An 18,594-nucleotide genomic window follows, 5' to 3' on the forward strand; every position below is an offset into this window, starting at 1 on the left:
CAGGGTCTGGTTTGCTCTGACATTCTCTGCCATGATATTATTGTTACTGACTGACTAGTCAGTCATAATTGGAGCGGACAGATTTGGGTGGTTCGAAGTAACCATGAACGGGAAGGGGCATCACCATGGCGGAAGAGAAAAAAACGAGCCTGATCGCCTCGGCGCTGAAGCTTTTTGAAGAAAAGGGCTATCATGCGACGAAGGTGTCGGACATCGTGAAGGATGCCGGGATGGCGCAGGGGACGTTTTATTTATATTTTAAAAGCAAGGAAGATTTGTATCGCAGCGTAGCGGAGGCGTGCCTGGATGAGATTGCGCAGGCTTTGGCTCAAGGCTCGTCGGACTCGGAGCAGGTCAGCGAGGATACGATTATGTACCGGATCATTCGGCAAACGCTCACGATCTATTATCATAACCGGACCATTCTGAACATTATTAACCAGCATGGAGCAGCGTCTCCGGAGATCGTGGACATTTCGCGGCAGTTTTACGCTCGAATGGCGGGGCACATCACGCAAATCTTGAAGCACTTCGGAGCCTACCCAGGCTACACCGACGAGCAGCTCGAGATGACGGCGTATGCCAAAATCGGCATGGTGGAAATGGCGGCCTACCAGTGGTTTATCGAGCGCAGGCTTGGACTCGAGAAGATTGATGCGCTGACGGAAATTTTAGTTGGGGTCAACATCAATTGCAAACCGGAAGTGAGTTCCCCATGATCAGCAAGCTTCTCAAGTTTCGCAAAGTGACGCTGCTGTTCTTTTTTATGGCGGTGCTATTGGGCTTTGTCAATATCGCTACGCTGAAGCAGAGGGAGAACCCGGAGATTGAGCTGACACAGGCGCTGGTCACGACGGTCTATCCCGGAGCCTCGCCGGAAAAGGTGGAGCAGTTCGTCACCCGTCCTCTGGAGGAGAAAATCAAGGAGATGAGCGGCATTTCCGTGCTCAGCTCGACTTCGTCTGCGAATGTTTCTACGATCACGGTGGAAGTGAAGCCTGAACTGGATTTGAAGCGTACGTGGGACACGCTGCGGCAGAAGGTGCAGTCCGCCGTCAGCGACCTGCCGGAAGAGGCTCATCAGCCGGTCGTCAATGATGATTTGAGTAAAATCGCGGAGCAGATTCTGCATTTTGTCGTGGAGCGCCCGGAGCAGCTGGAGCCGCTGAGACCAACGATGGATTTGTGGAAAAAGCAGCTGGCCACCGTGGAAGGCGTCAGCAATGTCGAGATCGTCGGTCTGCCGGAGCAAGAAGTGGCAATTACGCTGGATGCCGATAAGCTGGATACGTTCCGGCTGCCCTGGGGCGTAATTGCGCAGGCGCTGACCAATAAGCATGACCGCGTTCCTCTCGGGACAGTGGATAAGGGGAATAAGCAATACTATGTGAATATGACCGGCGAGTGGAAGTCGGCTGATGATATTGCAGCGACGGAGATTTACGGCTTGCCTAACGGAAAAACGCTGAAGATCAAAGATGTAGCGGACGTTCAGCTGCGGCCGAAGAAGCAGGAGGCTTCTATTTTACATAATGGCAAGCCGGCGCTCGATCTCGTTATTAATGCGGAAAAAGGCGCCGATATTCCGGCACTGCAGAAGCGGATCGAGAAGAAGGTGCAGGAGCTGTCGGCAAAGCTGCCCGCAGGCGTGAAGCTGGAGTCGCTGTTTACACAGCAGGAGAGCTTGAACCATTTGTTCGCGGATCTCGGTCGGGAGCTGTTAATCGGGATTTTGGCGGTCATTGTGGTCTGCTCGCTCGGCTTGACCTTCGGGACGTCGCTGATCGTGGCGCTGGCCATTCCGGTTTCTATCACCATCGGGTTTATTCCGGTCGAGATGATGGGTATTGACTTGAATCAGATTACGATTGTGGCGATCGTTATCGTGCTGGGGATTCTGGTGGATGACGCGATTGTTGTGAATGACAATATTCAGCGCAGACTGCAGCTTGGGGATGACCCAGGCAAGGCCTCGCTGGAGGGCAGCCGTGATGTTGCGATCTCGATCTTAACAGCGACGATCGCTACCGCGGCGGCGTTCCTGCCGTTGTTTTTTTTGAAAGGGAACATCGGAAGCTTCATCCGGCCTTTGCCGGTGGTCATCTCGCTGACGCTTGCCGCATCAATGGCGATGTCGCTGACGATCATTCCGATTTTCCGGCAGTGGGTGGGAGAGCGGGGGCGAAAACCACAGGCTGCTGCTTCCAGCGAGCACACTGCCCCGACGAATCTCGTGGCTGCACCGGCGCCTGGGCTGCTGGGCAAGCCGATTCAGCGGCTCAGCACCTTTTATGGCAAGCAGATCCATGCGTTTCTCCGCCGCCCGCTGCTGACGGGGATCGTTGCGCTCCTCCTTGGGACCAGCGCATTCGGCCTGCTCCCACTGCTCGGGGTGCAGTATTTTCCGCCGGCGGAGAAGGATGAGCTGCTGATTGATTTCAAGCTGCCAACGGGGAGAGTGTTCGCGGAGACCGATTATACGATCCGCAAAGCGGCTTCCTGGATGGAGCAGCAGCCAGGGGTCAAGTTTGTTTCGGCCTATGCGGGGCGTTCTGCGCCGCGGTTCTATTACTCTGAGATGGAGCGGACGGGGACGAATATCGGCCAGCTGTTCGTCAAGATTGATCCGAAGGCGATTCACACCAAGGAGGTCATTAACACGTGGCGGGAGCAGCTGCAGAGCATGTTCCCTGCGGAGGTGGAGATTACGCCGCGGGAGCTTGAGCAGGGGCCGCCGGTCGGTGCGCCGATTGCGGTTCGGATCAGCGGAAGTGAGCTGGGGGAGCTGCACCAAATTTCCAGCGATGTGCAAGAGATGCTGAAGAAGATCCCCGGTACGGTTAGTGTATCGGACGATGTCGGAACCGACATGAACAGCATCGAGGTGCAGCCGGATCCGGCGAAGCTGAGCTTATTCGGCGTGAACGATAAGGATTTGTCCATGACGCTGCGGATTGCTACCGAGGGACTCACCGTAACCGAGCTGCAGAAAGGCGAGGACTTGCTGGATGTGACGATGTATGCCCAAGCGAAAACCGTAGATCCGGTCGAGACGATGAAAAAGATGTACGTTCCGATGCAAAAAGGCGGCACGATCGCCGTGCGTGAGGTCGCCGATTTGCGTAACAGCAGCGTCATCAAGACGATTCATCATCGCAATCAAACCCGCACGATCATCGTCCGCAGCTACACGCAGGATCGGCTCGCCGATGAGATTGTAAAGGATTTGAAAGTGGAGCTCGGAAAATACACGCTGCCTACCGGCTATACCGTTGAGCTGGGCGGTGAAAATGAAGAACGCAACGGCGCCTTCGCCTCGATCGGCAAGCTGTCGATCATTGTGATTTTGTTGATTTATATCATTATGGTTATGCAGTTTTATTCGCTGTCGATTCCGCTGCTTATTCTTTCTACGGTGTACTTGGCGGCCGGTGGCGCGGTGATCGGACTGTACCTCACCCATTCGCCGATCGGCTTTATGGCGCTGATGGGGCTCGTCAGCTTATCGGGGATCGTCGTGCGCAACGGGATCATTCTGATCGAATTTATCGAGCAGGCGATGGAGCGCGGTTTGGAGCTGTATGAAGCGGTGGCGGAGGCCGGTAAGGCACGGCTTCGTCCGATATTGCTTACGATGGCGACGGCGATCGGCGGGCTGCTTCCGATGACCATCATGGGCGGCAACCTGTGGCGTCCGATGGGCATTACGATCATCTCAGGGTTGATCTACTCTACGATGCTGACGCTGATCGTCGTGCCTTCGCTATTCGTCATCCTGCAGCGCTGGAGAATGAAGCGGGCAGCCAAGGCCGGGAAAACGCTGCATCATCACTAATCAGCTCAAGGCAGGGCTGCCATTTGCTTCAAGGCACCGCCTTCGATATACTAAACTATGTACATGACAAAATTCGCAAATTCATAGGGAGGCACCCCGTATCATGATGCAAGTGTTTTTATATTTACACGTTTTAGGTGCGGTCTTGATGGGCTTTTACTTAATGCTTCCGTTTCTGGCGGCACGAGTGAGTGCGCTGCCGACCGGCGCGGGACAATACGGCTTTCTGCACGTGCTGTTCGCACTGAACCGCGTGGGTCAACTGGCACTCGTCATCTCGTTCTTGTCCGGCGGCTATCTGGTGGGCAAAGGGAGCTACCCCGTAGTCTGGATGGTTCTGGCCGTGGTCTTGTTATTGGCGATTGGCGCCCTATCCGGCATTGTCGGCAAACGGATGCGTCTCGCACTGGCTGACCCGTCCGGCAGCAAGATCAAGGAGCAGCTCGGCTCGATCCGCACGCTCAGCACGATCATCGGCATCCTGTTCTTCTTGACGATCACGCTGATGAAATTCCCGAACGTATTTTAAAAAGTAAGAAAACAGGCCAGGGGGCATCCCTGGCCTGTTGCTTTTTACTGCCCATCCCTCAACCGACGAGGTGGGAGGAGAGTTTTATCGTAGTCTGAACGGCGAGTTTTTTCCTCCGATCCATCCTACCTGTCTAATCAAAGGATCGGGAGGAAAACGTATCTGAGCTGAGCAAATGCCTTTTCCCTCGGAGGCCATCAAATCGTCCTCCATCCTACAATTCATCCTACAATTCATCCAACGTCTTCTCCAAGCTCGGCGCCATATGCTTCAAAAAGTAATCCAGCTCCGGCATCGCCAGCTTCTCCATGGACTCTTCAATCTGTTTTTTCGCCGTGGCGAATTCACGATTGCCTGCGGACAGCTCGGTCACGCATTTGAGGTACGCATCGAGCAGGTCGGCCGCTTTGACGAAGAGCTTGAGCTCGGCGTAGTCCTCATTTTTCGTGGCGATTAAAGGGTCATACACGCTGCGCAGCGGCTCCGGAATCATATCCAGGAGCCGTTCCGCGGCGAGGTGCTCGATCTCTCGGAAGTTGGACAAAATTTTAGGGTTATGGTGCTTCACCGGGGTCGGAATGTCGCCTGTGAACACCTCAGTGGCATCGTGGAACAGCGCCATGCTGACGGCTTTATCCGTCGGGACGTCCCGTCCGAACACCTCATTGGCAATCGTACAGAGCACATGCGTCAGCAGGGTTACATGAAACGAATGCTCTGCGACGTTCTCTTTCACAACGTTGCGCATCAAGCTCCAACGCTCGATGTAGCGCAACCGGTACATATAAGCAAAAAAATGACTGTCCACTGCACATCATCCTATTCACGCTGCAGCAGTAAGGGTGCCAACGCTCCAACTCAAGGGACCGCTGTCAGCTAATGTTGCTCGCTCCAGCCGTAGGCCGTACCATTCTCGCGCGGCAGCAGCTTATTTGGCTGCTGGGGTTTGGCGCACGGAGTAGCTTTGCACAGTAGGATTATACACGATTTGCGAGCCGATTACCTTCTCCAAATCTTTGAGCTGGATGTAGAGCTGGCTGCTTTTCAGCGTGATCGGCTTCTCCAAGGTGAGCGTTCGGCCATCCGGCGACGTCAGCTGGGTGCTGTTCACAGTTCCGGTCCAGCTGATCTTCTGATACTGGATCGACACTTTATCGTGAGCTAGCTGCGCCTGCCCTCCGAGCTGGCTCATCGTCTCGCCCAGCTTCAGCTCCGTGCCGGGAGCGACAGGGGCAACAATCCGGCGAAGGATCGAGTTATGCAGCACCTCCGGCGAAACCGCTATATTCCCGGCGTTAATCCGCGGAATCTGCATCAGGTCGACCTGGCGGGTCGCCATCTCCGGCACAACCGTGAAGGCGTACTTAATCCCGCCTTGCATAACGTAGCTAACAGCCGTTTTATCAAAGAAGCCGTACGGGTAAGCGTAGGAGTCGACCGGTTCGCTGTACAACTCGTTGAGTTTGGAGACGCAGGTCTCGGTATCGGAGACGACGCGGTTTTTATACTCCTCGTCGGTCTCTTTATGCCCATTCGTCACGAAGCGTCCAAGCAGCGCGGGACTTCCGTCTGGAAGCGTATAGTGAAAATTGTTCGTATGACACTGCGCATCGATGAAATTCGTATCGCTCGTCATTTCGATGATCTCATCTCTGGACATGGAAGGAACGTAGCTCGCCAGCGGGTTCTCCAAATCGCCGGTAATGACGAAGTTGACGGCGGGGATACGCATGCTTTTTAGAATCGGATAAGCGTTTACATAAAAGCTCTCGTAACCGTCGTCGAACGTCACCAGCACCGCATTGTTTGGTACGGACGCGCCGGCCATGTAGGCTTTGAACTGTTTGAGTGTAATAAACTGGTACCCTTTGCTTTTCAATAAGGTCAGTTGGTCGTGAAACAGCTGGGTCGTGATCGTGCCTGCGCTCTTCGCATCATCATCGATATGATGATACATAATAACGGCCACCTGGTCCTTGTACAGCAGGTTGCCTTTGGCGGCATTTAGGGAAGGGAGCAGGGTGCTAAGACCGATGAGAGTAAGTGCGAGCGCCTTGAGGATGAGGTTTCTCATGATAGTACCGTACTCCTTAAAAGATAGTTATAAATGCCTAGTAGTCTATAAAGAAGTTATTCTAGAAACATGAGCATTTTCCTGCATTCGAGATATAATTAATGGCATTAATTTTCGGGTTGTTCAGGCGGTGGCCATCTATGAAAACCATGTTTTTGGTTCCGTGATGTGGTATGATAGAGTTATGCATGTTTATAGTTATCTGAGCCTCATTCATATGAGGGAAAGGAGCCTTTTTACTAATCATGAAGCATTTTCAAGAGAGTATTTATAAGCTGATCGTCGAAACGTCCACAAACCTGCCGGCCGATGTCCGTCAGGCGATTCAAGCTGCCCAGGAGAAGGAGGACGCCGGAACGCGTTCCGCGCTGTCGCTCTCCACGATTGCCGACAATATTCATATGGCGGAGTGCAATGTGTCGCCGATATGCCAGGATACCGGGATGCCGACTTTTATCGTTCATACGCCTGTCGGAGCCAATCAGATCGAGATGAAAAAGCAAATCATCGCTGCGGTAGCACAAGCGACCAAGGACAGCAAGCTGCGCACGAACTCCGTCGATTCCTTGACTGGAGCCAACAGCGGTGACAACGTCGGACCGGGGACACCGGTCATTCACTTTGAGCAGTGGGAGCGCGATGAGATTGAAGCGAAGCTGATTCTCAAAGGCGGCGGCTGTGAGAACAAGAATATTCAGTACAGCCTTCCGATGGAGATTGAAGGGCTCGGCAAAGCCGGCCGCGACCTGGACGGCATCCGCAAGTGCATTATGCATGCGGTGTACCAAGCGCAAGGACAAGGCTGCAGCGCCGGATTCATCGGCGTAGGCATCGGCGGCGACCGGACGACGGGCTATGAGCTCGCGAAGCATCAGTTGTTCCGTGCAGCCGATGATGTGAATCCGCACCCCGAGCTGCGCCAGCTGGAAGAGTACGTCATGGACAACGCGAACAAGCTTGGTATCGGTACGATGGGCTTCGGCGGCCAAGTGACGCTGCTCGGCTGTAAAGTCGGCGTGGCGAACCGTCTGCCGGCGAGCTTCTTTGTTTCCGTCGCTTATAACTGCTGGGCGTTCCGCCGCCAAGGCGTGCTGATCGATGCCGCTACCGGCGACATCAATGAGTGGGTGTACGCGAAGGGCGAGCAAGTGCCGATGGGCGGTGAAAAAGATGCAGCAGCAGCTTCCGATGCTGGCGAGCGCCGTGAGATCGTGCTGCAAACGCCGATTTCCGAGGAGCAAATCCGCGAGCTGCGTGTCGGCGATGTGGTCATTATCAACGGAATGATGCACACCGGTCGAGATGCGCTGCACAAGTATTTGATGGATCACGACTCTCCGACCGACTTGAATGGTGCAGCCATTTACCATTGCGGTCCGGTAATGGCCAAGGACGCGGAAGGCAATTGGGTTGTAAAAGCGGCTGGCCCGACGACGAGTATTCGCGAGGAGCCTTACCAAGGGGATATTATTAAGAAGTTCGGCATTCGCGCGGTCATCGGAAAAGGCGGCATGGGGCCGAAGACACTCAAAGCGCTGCAAGAGCATGGCGGCGTCTATTTGAATGCCATTGGCGGCGCGGCGCAGTATTATGCACAGTGCTTCAAGAAGGTAGAAGGCGTCGACTTTATGGAATTCGGTATTCCAGAGGCGATGTGGCACCTGCAAACCGAAGGCTTCGCAGCGATCGTTACGATGGATTCGCACGGGAACAGCCTGCACGCGGATGTGGAGAAAGACTCCCGCGAGAAGCTGGCTCAATTTAAAGAAACGGTCTTCGCGTAAGATGACGCGTTGCTCATAAGTCCAAGCCGTCAGGCTCACACGGGTAGTGTGGGATGGCGGCTTTTTTAGTGGTGATTTTCGCATTTACAAATCGTTAACTTTCTTTTCGCGTGCCAAACTTGTACGATAGAGAGTAAAACGCAGCTAACAGCCCAGCCTACTGCGCGGGTTTGGTTTGGCTAGCGCGGAAATGGGCTAGAGGAGTGGGAATTTCCTTGATGAACAAGTTTAGAGTCCGGTTGACGCTGATTTTCATCCTCTTGATCGGCTCTTCGGTGCTGGTAGCGGGTATTTTTGTGGCCAAGAAAATGCAGGATTCCTATATCGACTCGCTTCAGGACAATATGGCGCGGGAGCTTCAGATGATTCTGGTGACCATGGACTGGCATCGGGATGGAACCGAGGCGGAGCAAATGCGCTATTATACGGAGCTCGCGGCGAAGCTCAAATTATCGGCGAACGCCCGGGCTACCTTTATCCGTGCGGACGGCAAGGTGTTGGGCGATTCGGATTTTCGGGCACAGGATATGGAGAATCATGCGACGCGCGAGGAAATTGTACAAGCGGCTCAAGCCGGAGTGGGCTATGCCACACGCTTCAGCAGCACGCTGAATCAAAATATGCTGTATGCGGCGGTCCCGGTGAAAATCGACGGAAAGCTCATCGCCTATCTGCGGTTGGCCATGAGTTTGGAGGATGTGGAACGGTCCATTCGCCAAGTATGGTACGGGCTGATCTCCGGCTTATTCCTCGTGTTTGTGCTCGCCGGCCTGATAAGCTACCGGGTTGCCTACGGCATTACGCGCCCCATTGAGCTAATTACGCGCGTAGCGCAGCAGATTACCGATATGAACTACAAATATCGGGTCACGCTCAATAACAAAGACGAGATCGGCCAACTAGGGCATGCCATTAACCGAATGGCGGACAGCCTTCAGCTGCAGATGAAGCGAATCTCAGAGGATGAGAATCGGCTGAAGAGCGTGCTCGAGCATATGAGCAGCGGGGTCGTGATGATCGACCACGAAGGCAAGATCGTGCTGCTGAATCGATCGGCGGAGGAGATTCTGGGCTTTTCGTCGCAGGAGCTGTTAGGCAAGCCGTTCGATCAAGCGAAGCAGCCGTTCGAATTTACGCAAATGATCCAAGAATGCATCGATATCCGGGAGCATATTCGGGACGAGATGATCTTCTACTATCCGACCGAACGGATGCTGGAGATCAACTTGAACCCAGTGTGGCAGCAAAATGAGGACTGGGCCGGCGTACTGATCGTACTGCACGATATTACGGCGATGCGCAGGCTGGAGCGGATGCGCAGCGAGTTTGTAGCTAACGTATCGCATGAGCTGAAGACGCCGATCGCGGCGGTGAAGGGCTTTGCCGAGACGCTGCTGGCCGGAGCTTTACAGGATAAAGATACGGCACGGTCGTTCCTGCAAATTATTTTCGATGAGAGCGAGCGGCTGAACCGTCTGATCGGGGACATTCTGGAGCTATCCAAAATCGAGTCGAAGCGGATTCCGCTGCATTTTTCACCGGTGCACGTACAGACGTTCGTAACCAATGGTCTTCATGTGATGAATACCGAGGCGAAGAAAAAGTCCATCGAGCTGGAGATGCAGGTCCCTGAAGATATTTATATTGAAGCGGATGAGGATCGGCTGCGGCAAATTTTGATCAATCTGCTGTCCAATGGCATTAACTACACGCCGGAGGGCGGCAAGGTGAAGGTCAAGGTGGAGCAGATCGCCAGCGGCGCCGAAGGAGCGGAGCTCGACAAGGTGCGATTCACTATCTCCGATACGGGGATCGGCATACCGAAGAAGGATTTGCCGCGGATTTTTGAGCGCTTTTACCGGGTGGATAAGGCGCGCTCGCGCAGCTCAGGTGGTACAGGGCTCGGGCTGTCGATTGTGAAGCATTTGGTCGAGCTGCATAAAGGGACGATCCGGGTGGAAAGTGAAGTTGGAGCAGGCACTAAGTTTATGATTGAGCTGCCGGTGATTCAGTGAGAGGAATCGCTTGATTTCTTGTCACCGATATGCTGGCTATGTTAAGCTTGACTTAACAAGGAATCGGGGGTTTTTCATGTCACAAACCATATTAGTAATAGAAGATGAGCCGACATTGGCCAGGCTGCTGACGTATAATTTGGCGCAGGAAGGCTACGAGACGAAGGTGGCCGATCATGGCAGCGATGGTCTGCAGATTGCGATGCAGCAGCCGTTCGATCTCATTATTTTGGATATCATGCTTCCGGGCATGAACGGCTTTGAAATCCTATCCAAGCTGCGCCAAAAGGGAAATAAGACGCCGGTAATCATCCTGACTGCACGGAATGCCGAAGAAGAAGTCGTACAGGGACTTAAATACGGCGCGGATGATTATATTACGAAACCGTTTGGGGTGGCCGAGCTGCTGGCGAGAGTTTCCGCCGTGCTTCGGCGTACGCTGTCGGACGATGTGCTGCAGGAGAAGGCAGGCGCGGGCGAGAAGGTCATTACCGCAGGCGAGCTGTTCATTTATCCGGAGAAATATGAGGTCATGCTGGGCGGGGAGTCGATTTCACTGCGGCCCAAGGAGTTCGAGGTGCTGCTCTACTTGGTGCAGCGGCCTGGGGTGGTAGTGACGCGAGACGATCTGATGAACATTGTCTGGGGCTTCGATTACATCGGCGGTCAACGGACCGTTGACGTGCATGTCAGCTCACTGCGCAAAAAGCTGGAGATGAATCAGCAATCGGTGCAAATCGAATCGATCCGCGGAGTCGGGTATAAGCTGGTCACGTCATCCGCATCAGGGAAAAAAGCATAGAGCAAATTTACAGCAGGGGCGAACAGAAGAGTTGCCTCTTTTTTTCTTGTTCCATTTCCCGGGAAATTTGTCGAATATGGAGGCTGGGGCCAAAATGGTGTTGGGGAATCCACAGATGGTGCGCTGGGGTGTATTGGGTACGGGCCGCATTATCGGCAAGGCCGGAACGGCATTGAAGCAATCGCGCAATGGCGTATGGCTCGGCGTCGCCGGGCGTCAGGAAGAAAGCGGCCGGCTGGCTGCGGAGCGTTATGATGTGCCGCGTGCCTACGCAACCTATGGGGAGCTGCTGGCTGATCCCGAGATTGACGCAGTATACATTGCGCTGCTGAATCATTTGCATTATGAATGGGCGATCAAAGCCTGTGAGGCTGGCAAGCACGTGCTGGTGGAAAAGCCGTTTGCACTTAACGCATCAGAGGCTCGGCAAATGGCAGAGGCGGCGCAGAAGCATGGGGTGCTGCTAAAAGAAGCTCGGGTATGGCTTCATTATGATGGCATAGCTGAGATTAGAAAGCTGTTGTCGGACGGGACGATCGGGGAGTGGATTCATGGCCGCGGTCACTACTCCTTCATCCCGGATGTGGCGAGCAGCCGTTGGAATGCGTCTTGGGGCGGTGGAGCGCTGTATGATATCGGCTGCTATCTCGTGTCCTGGGCGGGGTATTTTACGGGTGAGGAGCCGGAAGCGGCGGAAGCGGGGGCGTGGCTCCACCCGGTTCACGGTGTAGATTCGCGGTTCGTCGGGACGTTGTATTTTCCGCAGGGCAAGACGGTGCAGATCGAGACCTTTTTTGATGTGGCGCAGGGGGCGTACTTCGAGCTGCTGGGCACGCAGGGCAAGCTGCGGGTGGATTTTCGGGCGACGACGGAGGTGCTGGAGGTGGTGTGCACGTTGAACGGCGGTACCCCACGGGTGTGGCCGATGAACCGGATCGAGCCGTTCAAGCGGCAGGCGGAGTCGTTCGCGGAGGCGGTGCTGAATGCACGAGCTGGGGAAACGCGCCCTGCGATTGCCGAGGCGCTGGGATACACGCTGCAGCAAGCGCGGGTGATGGATGCGCTGCTTGAAGCGGCGGAGCGGAAATGCCGTGTGGTAGTGTGACGGTGGCCACCGGCAGCCCTCGAACGCGCAGGATTTGGCTCTAATACTTAACAAACCGTTTGGGCATAGAAGGCTGGACGGTTTTTTTACAAATAACTTAGTTTATTCACTATACAAACAAAGCTTCTTCTGTTACGATGACGATAAGGCAATAGGTACTACCACTCATCTACATAGATACTTTTTAAAAAGGAGAAAAAGCATGAAACCCATTGTAAATCCGAAGGAGCCTCTAGTCACTCATATTTACACCGCGGACCCTTCCGCCCACGTGTTTGAGGGAAAGATCTATATTTATCCTTCACACGATATTGATCATGATGGACCGACGAATGATAACGGAGATCAATATGCCATGGAGGACTATCATGTCCTGTCCATGGAGGATTTCCACTCTCCTTGCGTAGACCATGGAATAGCACTGCACCTGAACGATATTCCATGGGCGAGTAAACAGCTATGGGCTCCCGATGCGGCCTACAAGAACGATACGTATTACTTGTATTTCCCGGCGAGGGATCAGGAGGGGATTTTCAGAATCGGCGTAGCTACCAGCGCGTCTCCAAGTGGACCTTTTACACCACAGGAGCATTATATCGAAGGCAGCTTCAGTATCGACCCCGCTGTGTTTATCGATGAGGACGACAAAGCCTATATGTATTTTGGAGGTCTTTGGGGTGGGCAGTTGGAGAAATGGCAAACGGGCACCTTTGACCCGAACGCTGTCGGTCCAGCTGCGACTGAGCCGGCCTTTGGGCCGAGAATGGCTGAATTAAACGAGGACATGCTCACGTTGAAAGCAGCACCTCAAGAAATTTCCATTGTTGATTCTGATGGAAAGCCGATTCTTGCCGGGGACGAGGCACGAAGATATTTTGAAGGCCCCTGGGTTCACAAGCATAATGGGTATTACTACCTTTCCTATTCCACCGGTACGACTCATTGTTTGGTCTATGCGATCAGTAAAAGCCCGCAGGGTCCCTTCGTCTTCCAAGGCACGATCCTTACCCCTGTCATCGGCTGGACTACGCATCATTCTATTGTTCAATTCAACGAAAAATGGTATTTATTCTACCATGATTGCTCGTTATCTGGGGGAGTGAACCATAAGCGCTGTGTCAAATATACGGAGCTTAGCTATCGGGAAGACGGCACCATCGAGACGATAGATCCTTATAAATAAAAGCAACACAAACAAGCCTTCCGACAACAAGGAAGGCTTTTTATGCTACAACAATGATTTATTTCGATTGCTCACAATACTTTTTGAAATTGTTCAGGAACATCTGCCAGCCTTCTTTTTGCTGCTCAATGGAGTGAGTCTCTTCAGCTTCAAACACTTCGACAATCTGCGTGCCGTTCTCTCGACCACTAAACGAGACCGTCACTTTACGTCCGTCTCCAAGGGTGTAAACCAGCAGCTCGTTGATTTTTACTTCGTTATAAACGCCGCCAAAATCAAATCCAAAGCTTCCGTCCTTCGCTTCCATTCTAGTGAGAAAGGCTCCACCTACTCTTACATCATTCTCGGCTCGAGGTGCATGCCAGTCGTCGGAAGCAAAGCTCCATTGGGTAATATGCTGTGGCTCGGTCCAATAGGCCCATACCTGCTCAACGGGTGCATGAACCGTGGTTTCTACCGTGATCGTCGTTTGATTTCCTGTTTCCATTAGTATATACCGCCTCGCTTCATTAAAAGTCATGGATAATTATACCATTGGGCTAGCTCAAAGAAAACAGCGACAGACCTGGATGGATTTTTCGCTTCGCATCCAAGCTGTCGCTTTATACACCGTTTAGCCTGTAAACTCTTGCACCCACTCGCTGTTGTAATACGCTATGCCGATTTGCGTGAAGCTGCTGTTTAAGATGTTGGCGCGGTGTCCTGGACTGTTCATCCACGAGTTCATGACCTCTTGAGGGCTTGTTTGGCCTTTGGCAATGTTCTCTCCAGCCGCGCTGTAGGTGACTCCGAACGATTTCATCATATCGAACGGCGAGCCGTAGGTCGGGGACTGATGGTCAAAATAATTGTTGTTGTACATATCCTGCGCTTTGGTCATCGCCACATTGTTGAGCGCGCTGCTCATGCTGAGAGCACTCAGACCTGCTTTGGAGCGTTCCTGATTGACCAGATTCAAGACCTGCTGGGCAAACTGCGAGGAATCGCCTGATTGTGACGGTGTGGCTGGACTCGCTGCAGGCTGCTGATAGGATGGCTGCGATGGAGTCGTTGACGGTTGCTGATAAGACGGCTGCTGATAATAACCGGAAGGATTATTCGGGTATTGGTATTGAATCTGTCCGTTCGTCAGATTGAACCATTCCGACCAATTGTACGTTTCCGCGGGCGCTGATTTGATTCTGACCGTTTTCTCGCCTACCCCTGTCGTTGAGGTTGACGAAGCATGCGTCAAATTGGACGGATTGGTGGATGGTGTTGAAAGCATTTTCGTCCGATCCGCCGTGGATTGAGTTTTAGTCATATGATTGCTTGTACAGCCAGTAATGGCGAGCATGGTGGCGGCAATGACAAGTAGCTTTTTAATAACAATACCCCCCTCGAGCCTCAAAGTTGTAGTGGATGTACAGATCAAATTTTTTGCATAATGACTTCACATTATTCCGGAATCGAAATCCATATCCATCGTCTGAAGCGCTCATAAATATTGTATACTTAGGGAGAAGGAAGAGCCTGGAAAAGGAGGCGAGGGTATGCGGACAGAGGACTGGATTCATGCAGGTACCTTGGAGGAGCTGAAGCAGGTGCATTCCAAGGTTATAAAAGGGGGCATCGCCGTTTTCTACCACGAGGATGAGGTAAGAGCGATCGATAACCGGTGCCCGCATCTTGGCTTTCCACTTCATTTGGGAAGCGTTTGCAATGGGATTTTAACCTGTCATTGGCACCATGCTCGTTTTGACATCTGCAGCGGGGGGACGCTGGATCCTTGGGCGGACGATGTGCCGGCTTACGATGTCAAGATCGAGAACGAGGAGGTCTGGGTCAGCTCCAGGCCTAGGAACAGCGCGAATAGCGAGAAGCTGAAACGGCGTTTGCGGGAGGGGCTGGAGCAGAATATCGGCATCGTGATCGCGAAGGCGGTGATCGGTCTGGTCGAGTCCGGCGTTCCGGCGGATGACATCGTTCGGATCGGCGTTACGTTCGGGACCTCGCAAGGCAGTGGCTGGGGAGCCGGCCTGACGATTTTGACGGCCATGAGAAATGTGCTGCCCAAGCTGGACACTACGGGACGCATTCTTGCCCTATACCACGGCCTGCGGCATGTAGCAAGAGCCAGCTCCGGCCAGGCGCCGCGTCATTTGTTGGGGGCTTTGCCGTCGTCTACGGTTCCTATGGAAAGGCTGAGGGGATGGTATCGCGATTGTGTCGAGGTACGGGACACGCAAGGCGCGGAGAAGCTGCTCCTGACGGCCATTTCGGGCGGCGCAGCAATCGAGCAGCTGGCCGATCTGATGCTGATCTCGGTGACGGACCACTTTTACCTGGACGGCGGGCATACCTTCGACTTCCATAACAAAGCGTTCGAGGCGCTGGAAAGCTTGGGGGCTTCCGCTTCCCTTACGGAGCCGATCCTCGCTTCGCTCGTCCCGCTGATCGGCTCGCCTACGCGAAGCGAGGAGCTTCATCACTGGCAGGCGCCGGTCGACCTGGTAGCACCGCTTAGACGGGCATTTGAGAGGCTGCAGCAGGCGCAGGCTTCGGAGCCATCCGTTCACGTCGACGAGCAGGCTTTGGTGACGCAGCTGCTTAGTGATCAGCCCGAGGAGACCGTCGAGCAGCTCACCAAGCTTCTTCTGGGCGGCGCAGAGCCTGCGCACTTGGCACAGCTGATTGCTGTCGCAGCGGCCGAAAGAATCGTTCGCTTCCACACGCAAAATGAGTTCAGCGATTGGGTCTCCGTGCTGCATACCTTCACCTACGCTCACGCCGTGCATGAACGGCTGCGCCGCTCTAAGGAGCCGCTGCTGAGCCGGGCGTTGTATTACGGGGCCATGGCCATTTATCATGACCGGTTTCTCAATGTGCCGCGGGCACCCAAGCCGAAGCCGAAGCCGAGGACTTCTAGCGGCGGAAGCTTCGCTCCGGAGGAGCTGCTTGAGCTGATGGACCGCAGGCAGCAGGTCGATGAGGCCGCGGGCTGGGTGGCGGGGTATCTCCGCGAAGGCCATGATCCGCAGAAGCTGCTCGGCACGCTGGGCTTGGCGCTGCTTCGTGAAGACGCTGAATTTCACACCTTTCAGCTCTACGAGGCCGCCGTGTCCGAATATGATCATTGGGTGGCACGCACCGATGCCTTCGCACAGCAGGCCCAAGAGACGTTCCTTATCGCCTGTACGCGCTATTTGGCGGCTCATGCCCCAAGTGCGAGAGAGCTGCCCCATACGGCCCATATTGCGTGGCGCTTATACCGCGGCGAGAAGCTGTTTGAGGAAGAAGAAAGGTAGGATTGTGTAACTATGAACCCGAATGTGCTGCTGATTACCGTGGATCAAATGCGAGGAGACTGTTTGCACGCTTTGGGCCATCCGGTCATTCAAACGCCCAATCTAGACAACCTATGCCGTACCGGGGCTACCTTTACAAGCGCTTACACCTCGACCCCTTCCTGTGTCCCGGCCAGGGCGGCCATTATGACGGGGATGAACCAGAAAAATCATGGAAGAGTAGGGTACCAGGAAAAGGTATTATGGAACTATGAGCACACGATTGCGGGCGAGTTCGCGCAGGCAGGCTATCATACGCAGTGCGTCGGCAAAATGCATGTGTACCCGACCCGCAATTTGTGCGGCTTCCACAACGTCGTGCTGCATGACGGGTACATGCACTACAATCGTGACCGCTCAAGAACGACCCCGCTGGAATGGTGGGACCAGTGCGACGATTATTTGAACTGGCTCCGGGATAAAGCAGGCCACGGACAGGATGTGATGGATCATGGGCTGGATTGCAACGCCTCGACCGTAGCCCGCCCATGGCACTTGGACGAGTCGCTTCATCCGACCAACTGGGCGGTGACGCAGTCGATTGATTTTTTACGCCGCAGAGATCCGAGCAAGCCGTTTTTCCTGTGGACGTCGTTCGTCCGCCCTCACTCTCCGCTCGATCCGCCGCAAGCGTTTCTGGACTTGTATGACGGCCTAGAGCTGCCGGAGCCGCCGATCGGCGATTGGACGATACAGGACGATGAAGCACGCGAAGGCTTGAATCCGACGACCAGACGAGGGATTGTCCACGAGCGGATGCGCCAAAAAGCCTTAGCCGCCTACTACGCACTCATTACGCATATTGATAACCAAATCGGGCGGTTGCTGAATGCCTTATTCGAATATGGAGTGAAAAACAACACGATCATCTTGTTCACCTCCGATCACGGGGATTTGATGGGAGATCACCGGTTGTATCAAAAGCGTCTTCCGTATGAAGGCAGTGCTAAGGTGCCGTTTATTTTGAATGATCCGACGGGGACGCTGCGGTTAAAACCGGGGAAGCGGGTGGAGCATGTGGTGGAGCTTCAGGATATTATGCCTACCCTGCTGCATTCGGCGGGAATCGCGATTCCTTCAACAGTGGACGGAGCGAGCGTCGTCCCTCTGGCGCAAAAGGCTTCATCGGAGGAAGCACCGCTGCTGGCGCCGGCATGGCGGGAGTACATCCATGGCGAGCACGCATTTGACCAGCTGTCTTATCACTATCTCACGGACGGGAAGCAAAAATATATTTGGTACTCCCAAACCGGGGTGGAGCAATTGTTCGATCTGGAGCGGGATCCTCAGGAGCTACGTAACTTGGCGGCACAGCCCAGGGAGTATGCTTCCCTGCTAGCCAGCTGGCGGGATCGGCTAATTTATGAGCTGAAGGATCGTGAAGAGGGGTACTCGGACGGCTCCCGTCTAATCGTCGGCCAGAAGCCGAAGAACTGCTTGAATCATTTGGTAAGCTAAAACTACTAAAATATCTGGAGGGAAAAGCCATGATTACCGGCATCACGCATTATGGTGTCAAAGTAAAGGATATGGAACGCTCAGTTGATTTTTACACCCGTATTCTCGGTTTCGAGGAAGCGTTCCGGATTCACAACGATGATGGGTCGCTTCGAATTGTGTATTTGCATATTGGAACTCAGCAGTTCGTAGAGCTCTTTCCAGGAGGACAGGAGGAGTACAAATATATTCCGACGGCGGTTGGGACGAACCACCTCTGCTATGAGGTGGATGATGCCTATGCTACGGTAGAGCAAATTAAAGCTAAGGGCTATCCGATTGATAAAGAAATCCAGCAGGGACGTAGCGGCTGCCTGCAGTTTTGGATCTTAGACCCGGATAGGAACCGAATTGAGCTGATGCAATTGCTGCCCGATTCGCTTCAGGCGAAGGCGCTTCAAGCGATTCAGGAGAAATACGCCGTAAGGTGAATGCCGATATAAC

15 protein-coding genes are annotated in these 18,594 nt (G+C 53.9%); 11 read left to right on the plus strand and 4 right to left on the minus strand.

The features are described from left to right. Window positions 1-125 precede the first annotated feature (125 nt). From FPZ49_RS23925 to FPZ49_RS23935, 3 genes are all read left to right on the plus strand, one after another. Complete coding sequence (locus tag FPZ49_RS23925) at window positions 126-719, plus strand: TetR/AcrR family transcriptional regulator (RefSeq protein ID WP_144851811.1); 594 nt, start codon at window positions 126-128, stop codon at window positions 717-719. Continuing rightward, window positions 716-3,835 (plus strand): efflux RND transporter permease subunit, encoded by a 3,120-nt coding sequence (locus FPZ49_RS23930; protein ID WP_144851813.1) that lies wholly within the window; start codon window positions 716-718, stop codon window positions 3,833-3,835. Before FPZ49_RS23925 ends, FPZ49_RS23930 begins: the two co-directional genes overlap by 4 nt. Before the next feature lie 103 nt (window positions 3,836-3,938). After that, window positions 3,939-4,364: a hypothetical protein gene (locus tag FPZ49_RS23935; protein WP_144851815.1), complete on the plus strand. Its 426-nt coding sequence runs from the start codon at window positions 3,939-3,941 to the stop codon at window positions 4,362-4,364. A gap of 226 nt (window positions 4,365-4,590) precedes the next feature. Here the strand turns inward: FPZ49_RS23935 and yfbR are convergent, their stop codons facing one another. Then, window positions 4,591-5,172, minus strand: coding sequence for a 5'-deoxynucleotidase (gene yfbR / locus FPZ49_RS23940; RefSeq protein ID WP_144851817.1), 582 nt, complete (start codon window positions 5,170-5,172; stop codon window positions 4,591-4,593). 120 nt (window positions 5,173-5,292) lie between these two features. Further along, a complete protein-coding gene (locus FPZ49_RS23945; RefSeq protein ID WP_144851819.1) occupies window positions 5,293-6,438 on the minus strand; it encodes a polysaccharide deacetylase family protein in 1,146 nt (381 codons plus the stop codon). A gap of 245 nt (window positions 6,439-6,683) precedes the next feature. On the opposite strand from FPZ49_RS23945, the gene FPZ49_RS23950 reads away from it, so the two are divergent. The 5 genes from FPZ49_RS23950 (at window position 6,684) to FPZ49_RS23970 (ending at window position 13,327) form a co-directional block, all read left to right on the plus strand. Next, window positions 6,684-8,222: a fumarate hydratase gene (locus FPZ49_RS23950; protein ID WP_144851821.1), complete on the plus strand. Its 1,539-nt coding sequence runs from the start codon at window positions 6,684-6,686 to the stop codon at window positions 8,220-8,222. Between the two features lie 218 nt (window positions 8,223-8,440). Beyond that, window positions 8,441-10,237 (plus strand): two-component system histidine kinase PnpS, encoded by a 1,797-nt coding sequence (gene pnpS / locus FPZ49_RS23955; protein WP_144851823.1) that lies wholly within the window; start codon window positions 8,441-8,443, stop codon window positions 10,235-10,237. A gap of 76 nt (window positions 10,238-10,313) precedes the next feature. Beyond that, on the plus strand, window positions 10,314-11,039 hold the full coding sequence (locus tag FPZ49_RS23960; protein ID WP_144851825.1) for a response regulator transcription factor: 726 nt from the start codon (window positions 10,314-10,316) through the stop codon (window positions 11,037-11,039). A 94-nt stretch (window positions 11,040-11,133) separates the two neighbouring features. Next, a complete protein-coding gene (locus FPZ49_RS23965) occupies window positions 11,134-12,144 on the plus strand; it encodes a Gfo/Idh/MocA family protein (protein WP_144851827.1) in 1,011 nt (336 codons plus the stop codon). Window positions 12,145-12,346: 202 nt separating this feature from the next. Next, on the plus strand, window positions 12,347-13,327 hold the full coding sequence (locus FPZ49_RS23970) for a glycoside hydrolase family 43 protein (RefSeq protein ID WP_144851829.1): 981 nt from the start codon (window positions 12,347-12,349) through the stop codon (window positions 13,325-13,327). 58 nt (window positions 13,328-13,385) lie between these two features. Here FPZ49_RS23970 and FPZ49_RS23975 read toward each other — a convergent pair whose 3' ends face one another. Together FPZ49_RS23975 and FPZ49_RS23980 are read right to left on the minus strand one after the other, a co-directional pair. Continuing rightward, window positions 13,386-13,814, minus strand: a complete 429-nt coding sequence (locus tag FPZ49_RS23975; protein ID WP_144851831.1) for an SRPBCC family protein — start codon at window positions 13,812-13,814, stop codon at window positions 13,386-13,388. A gap of 126 nt (window positions 13,815-13,940) precedes the next feature. After that, window positions 13,941-14,594 carry a CAP domain-containing protein gene (locus FPZ49_RS23980; RefSeq protein WP_261381573.1) on the minus strand — a complete coding sequence of 218 codons (654 nt, stop codon included), beginning with the start codon at window positions 14,592-14,594 and terminating at the stop codon, window positions 13,941-13,943. 265 nt (window positions 14,595-14,859) lie between these two features. On the opposite strand from FPZ49_RS23980, the gene FPZ49_RS23985 reads away from it, so the two are divergent. From FPZ49_RS23985 to FPZ49_RS23995, 3 genes are read left to right on the plus strand one after another with little or no spacing between them, the layout of a single operon-like run. Continuing rightward, on the plus strand, window positions 14,860-16,614 hold the full coding sequence (locus FPZ49_RS23985) for a Rieske (2Fe-2S) protein (RefSeq protein ID WP_144851835.1): 1,755 nt from the start codon (window positions 14,860-14,862) through the stop codon (window positions 16,612-16,614). Between the two features lie 12 nt (window positions 16,615-16,626). Then, window positions 16,627-18,111 carry an arylsulfatase gene (locus FPZ49_RS23990; RefSeq protein ID WP_144851837.1) on the plus strand — a complete coding sequence of 495 codons (1,485 nt, stop codon included), beginning with the start codon at window positions 16,627-16,629 and terminating at the stop codon, window positions 18,109-18,111. Between the two features lie 29 nt (window positions 18,112-18,140). Further along, a complete protein-coding gene (locus tag FPZ49_RS23995) occupies window positions 18,141-18,581 on the plus strand; it encodes a VOC family protein (RefSeq protein ID WP_144851839.1) in 441 nt (146 codons plus the stop codon). Window positions 18,582-18,594: the final 13 nt, after the last annotated feature.

Source organism: Paenibacillus cremeus (assembly GCF_007786445.1).
GTDB classification, from domain to species: Bacteria; Bacillota; Bacilli; order Paenibacillales; family NBRC-103111; genus Paenibacillus_G; species Paenibacillus_G cremeus.

What these genes read in the sequence shown, in the direction of transcription:
- FPZ49_RS23985 (WP_144851835.1), top strand. Translation starts at nt 14,860, where the DNA reads ATGCGGACAGAGGACTGGATTCATGCAGGTACCTTGGAGGAGCTGAAG.
- FPZ49_RS23945 (WP_144851819.1), bottom strand. Translation starts at nt 6,438, where the DNA reads ATGAGAAACCTCATCCTCAAGGCGCTCGCACTTACTCTCATCGGTCTT.
- FPZ49_RS23935 (WP_144851815.1), top strand. Translation starts at nt 3,939, where the DNA reads ATGATGCAAGTGTTTTTATATTTACACGTTTTAGGTGCGGTCTTGATG.
- FPZ49_RS23960 (WP_144851825.1), top strand. Translation starts at nt 10,314, where the DNA reads ATGTCACAAACCATATTAGTAATAGAAGATGAGCCGACATTGGCCAGG.
- FPZ49_RS23930 (WP_144851813.1), top strand. Translation starts at nt 716, where the DNA reads ATGATCAGCAAGCTTCTCAAGTTTCGCAAAGTGACGCTGCTGTTCTTT.
- FPZ49_RS23925 (WP_144851811.1), top strand. Translation starts at nt 126, where the DNA reads ATGGCGGAAGAGAAAAAAACGAGCCTGATCGCCTCGGCGCTGAAGCTT.
- FPZ49_RS23975 (WP_144851831.1), bottom strand. Translation starts at nt 13,814, where the DNA reads ATGGAAACAGGAAATCAAACGACGATCACGGTAGAAACCACGGTTCAT.
- FPZ49_RS23990 (WP_144851837.1), top strand. Translation starts at nt 16,627, where the DNA reads ATGAACCCGAATGTGCTGCTGATTACCGTGGATCAAATGCGAGGAGAC.
- FPZ49_RS23950 (WP_144851821.1), top strand. Translation starts at nt 6,684, where the DNA reads ATGAAGCATTTTCAAGAGAGTATTTATAAGCTGATCGTCGAAACGTCC.
- FPZ49_RS23970 (WP_144851829.1), top strand. Translation starts at nt 12,347, where the DNA reads ATGAAACCCATTGTAAATCCGAAGGAGCCTCTAGTCACTCATATTTAC.
- FPZ49_RS23980 (WP_261381573.1), bottom strand. Translation starts at nt 14,594, where the DNA reads ATGCTTTCAACACCATCCACCAATCCGTCCAATTTGACGCATGCTTCG.
- FPZ49_RS23965 (WP_144851827.1), top strand. Translation starts at nt 11,134, where the DNA reads ATGGTGTTGGGGAATCCACAGATGGTGCGCTGGGGTGTATTGGGTACG.
- FPZ49_RS23995 (WP_144851839.1), top strand. Translation starts at nt 18,141, where the DNA reads ATGATTACCGGCATCACGCATTATGGTGTCAAAGTAAAGGATATGGAA.
- pnpS (WP_144851823.1), top strand. Translation starts at nt 8,441, where the DNA reads ATGAACAAGTTTAGAGTCCGGTTGACGCTGATTTTCATCCTCTTGATC.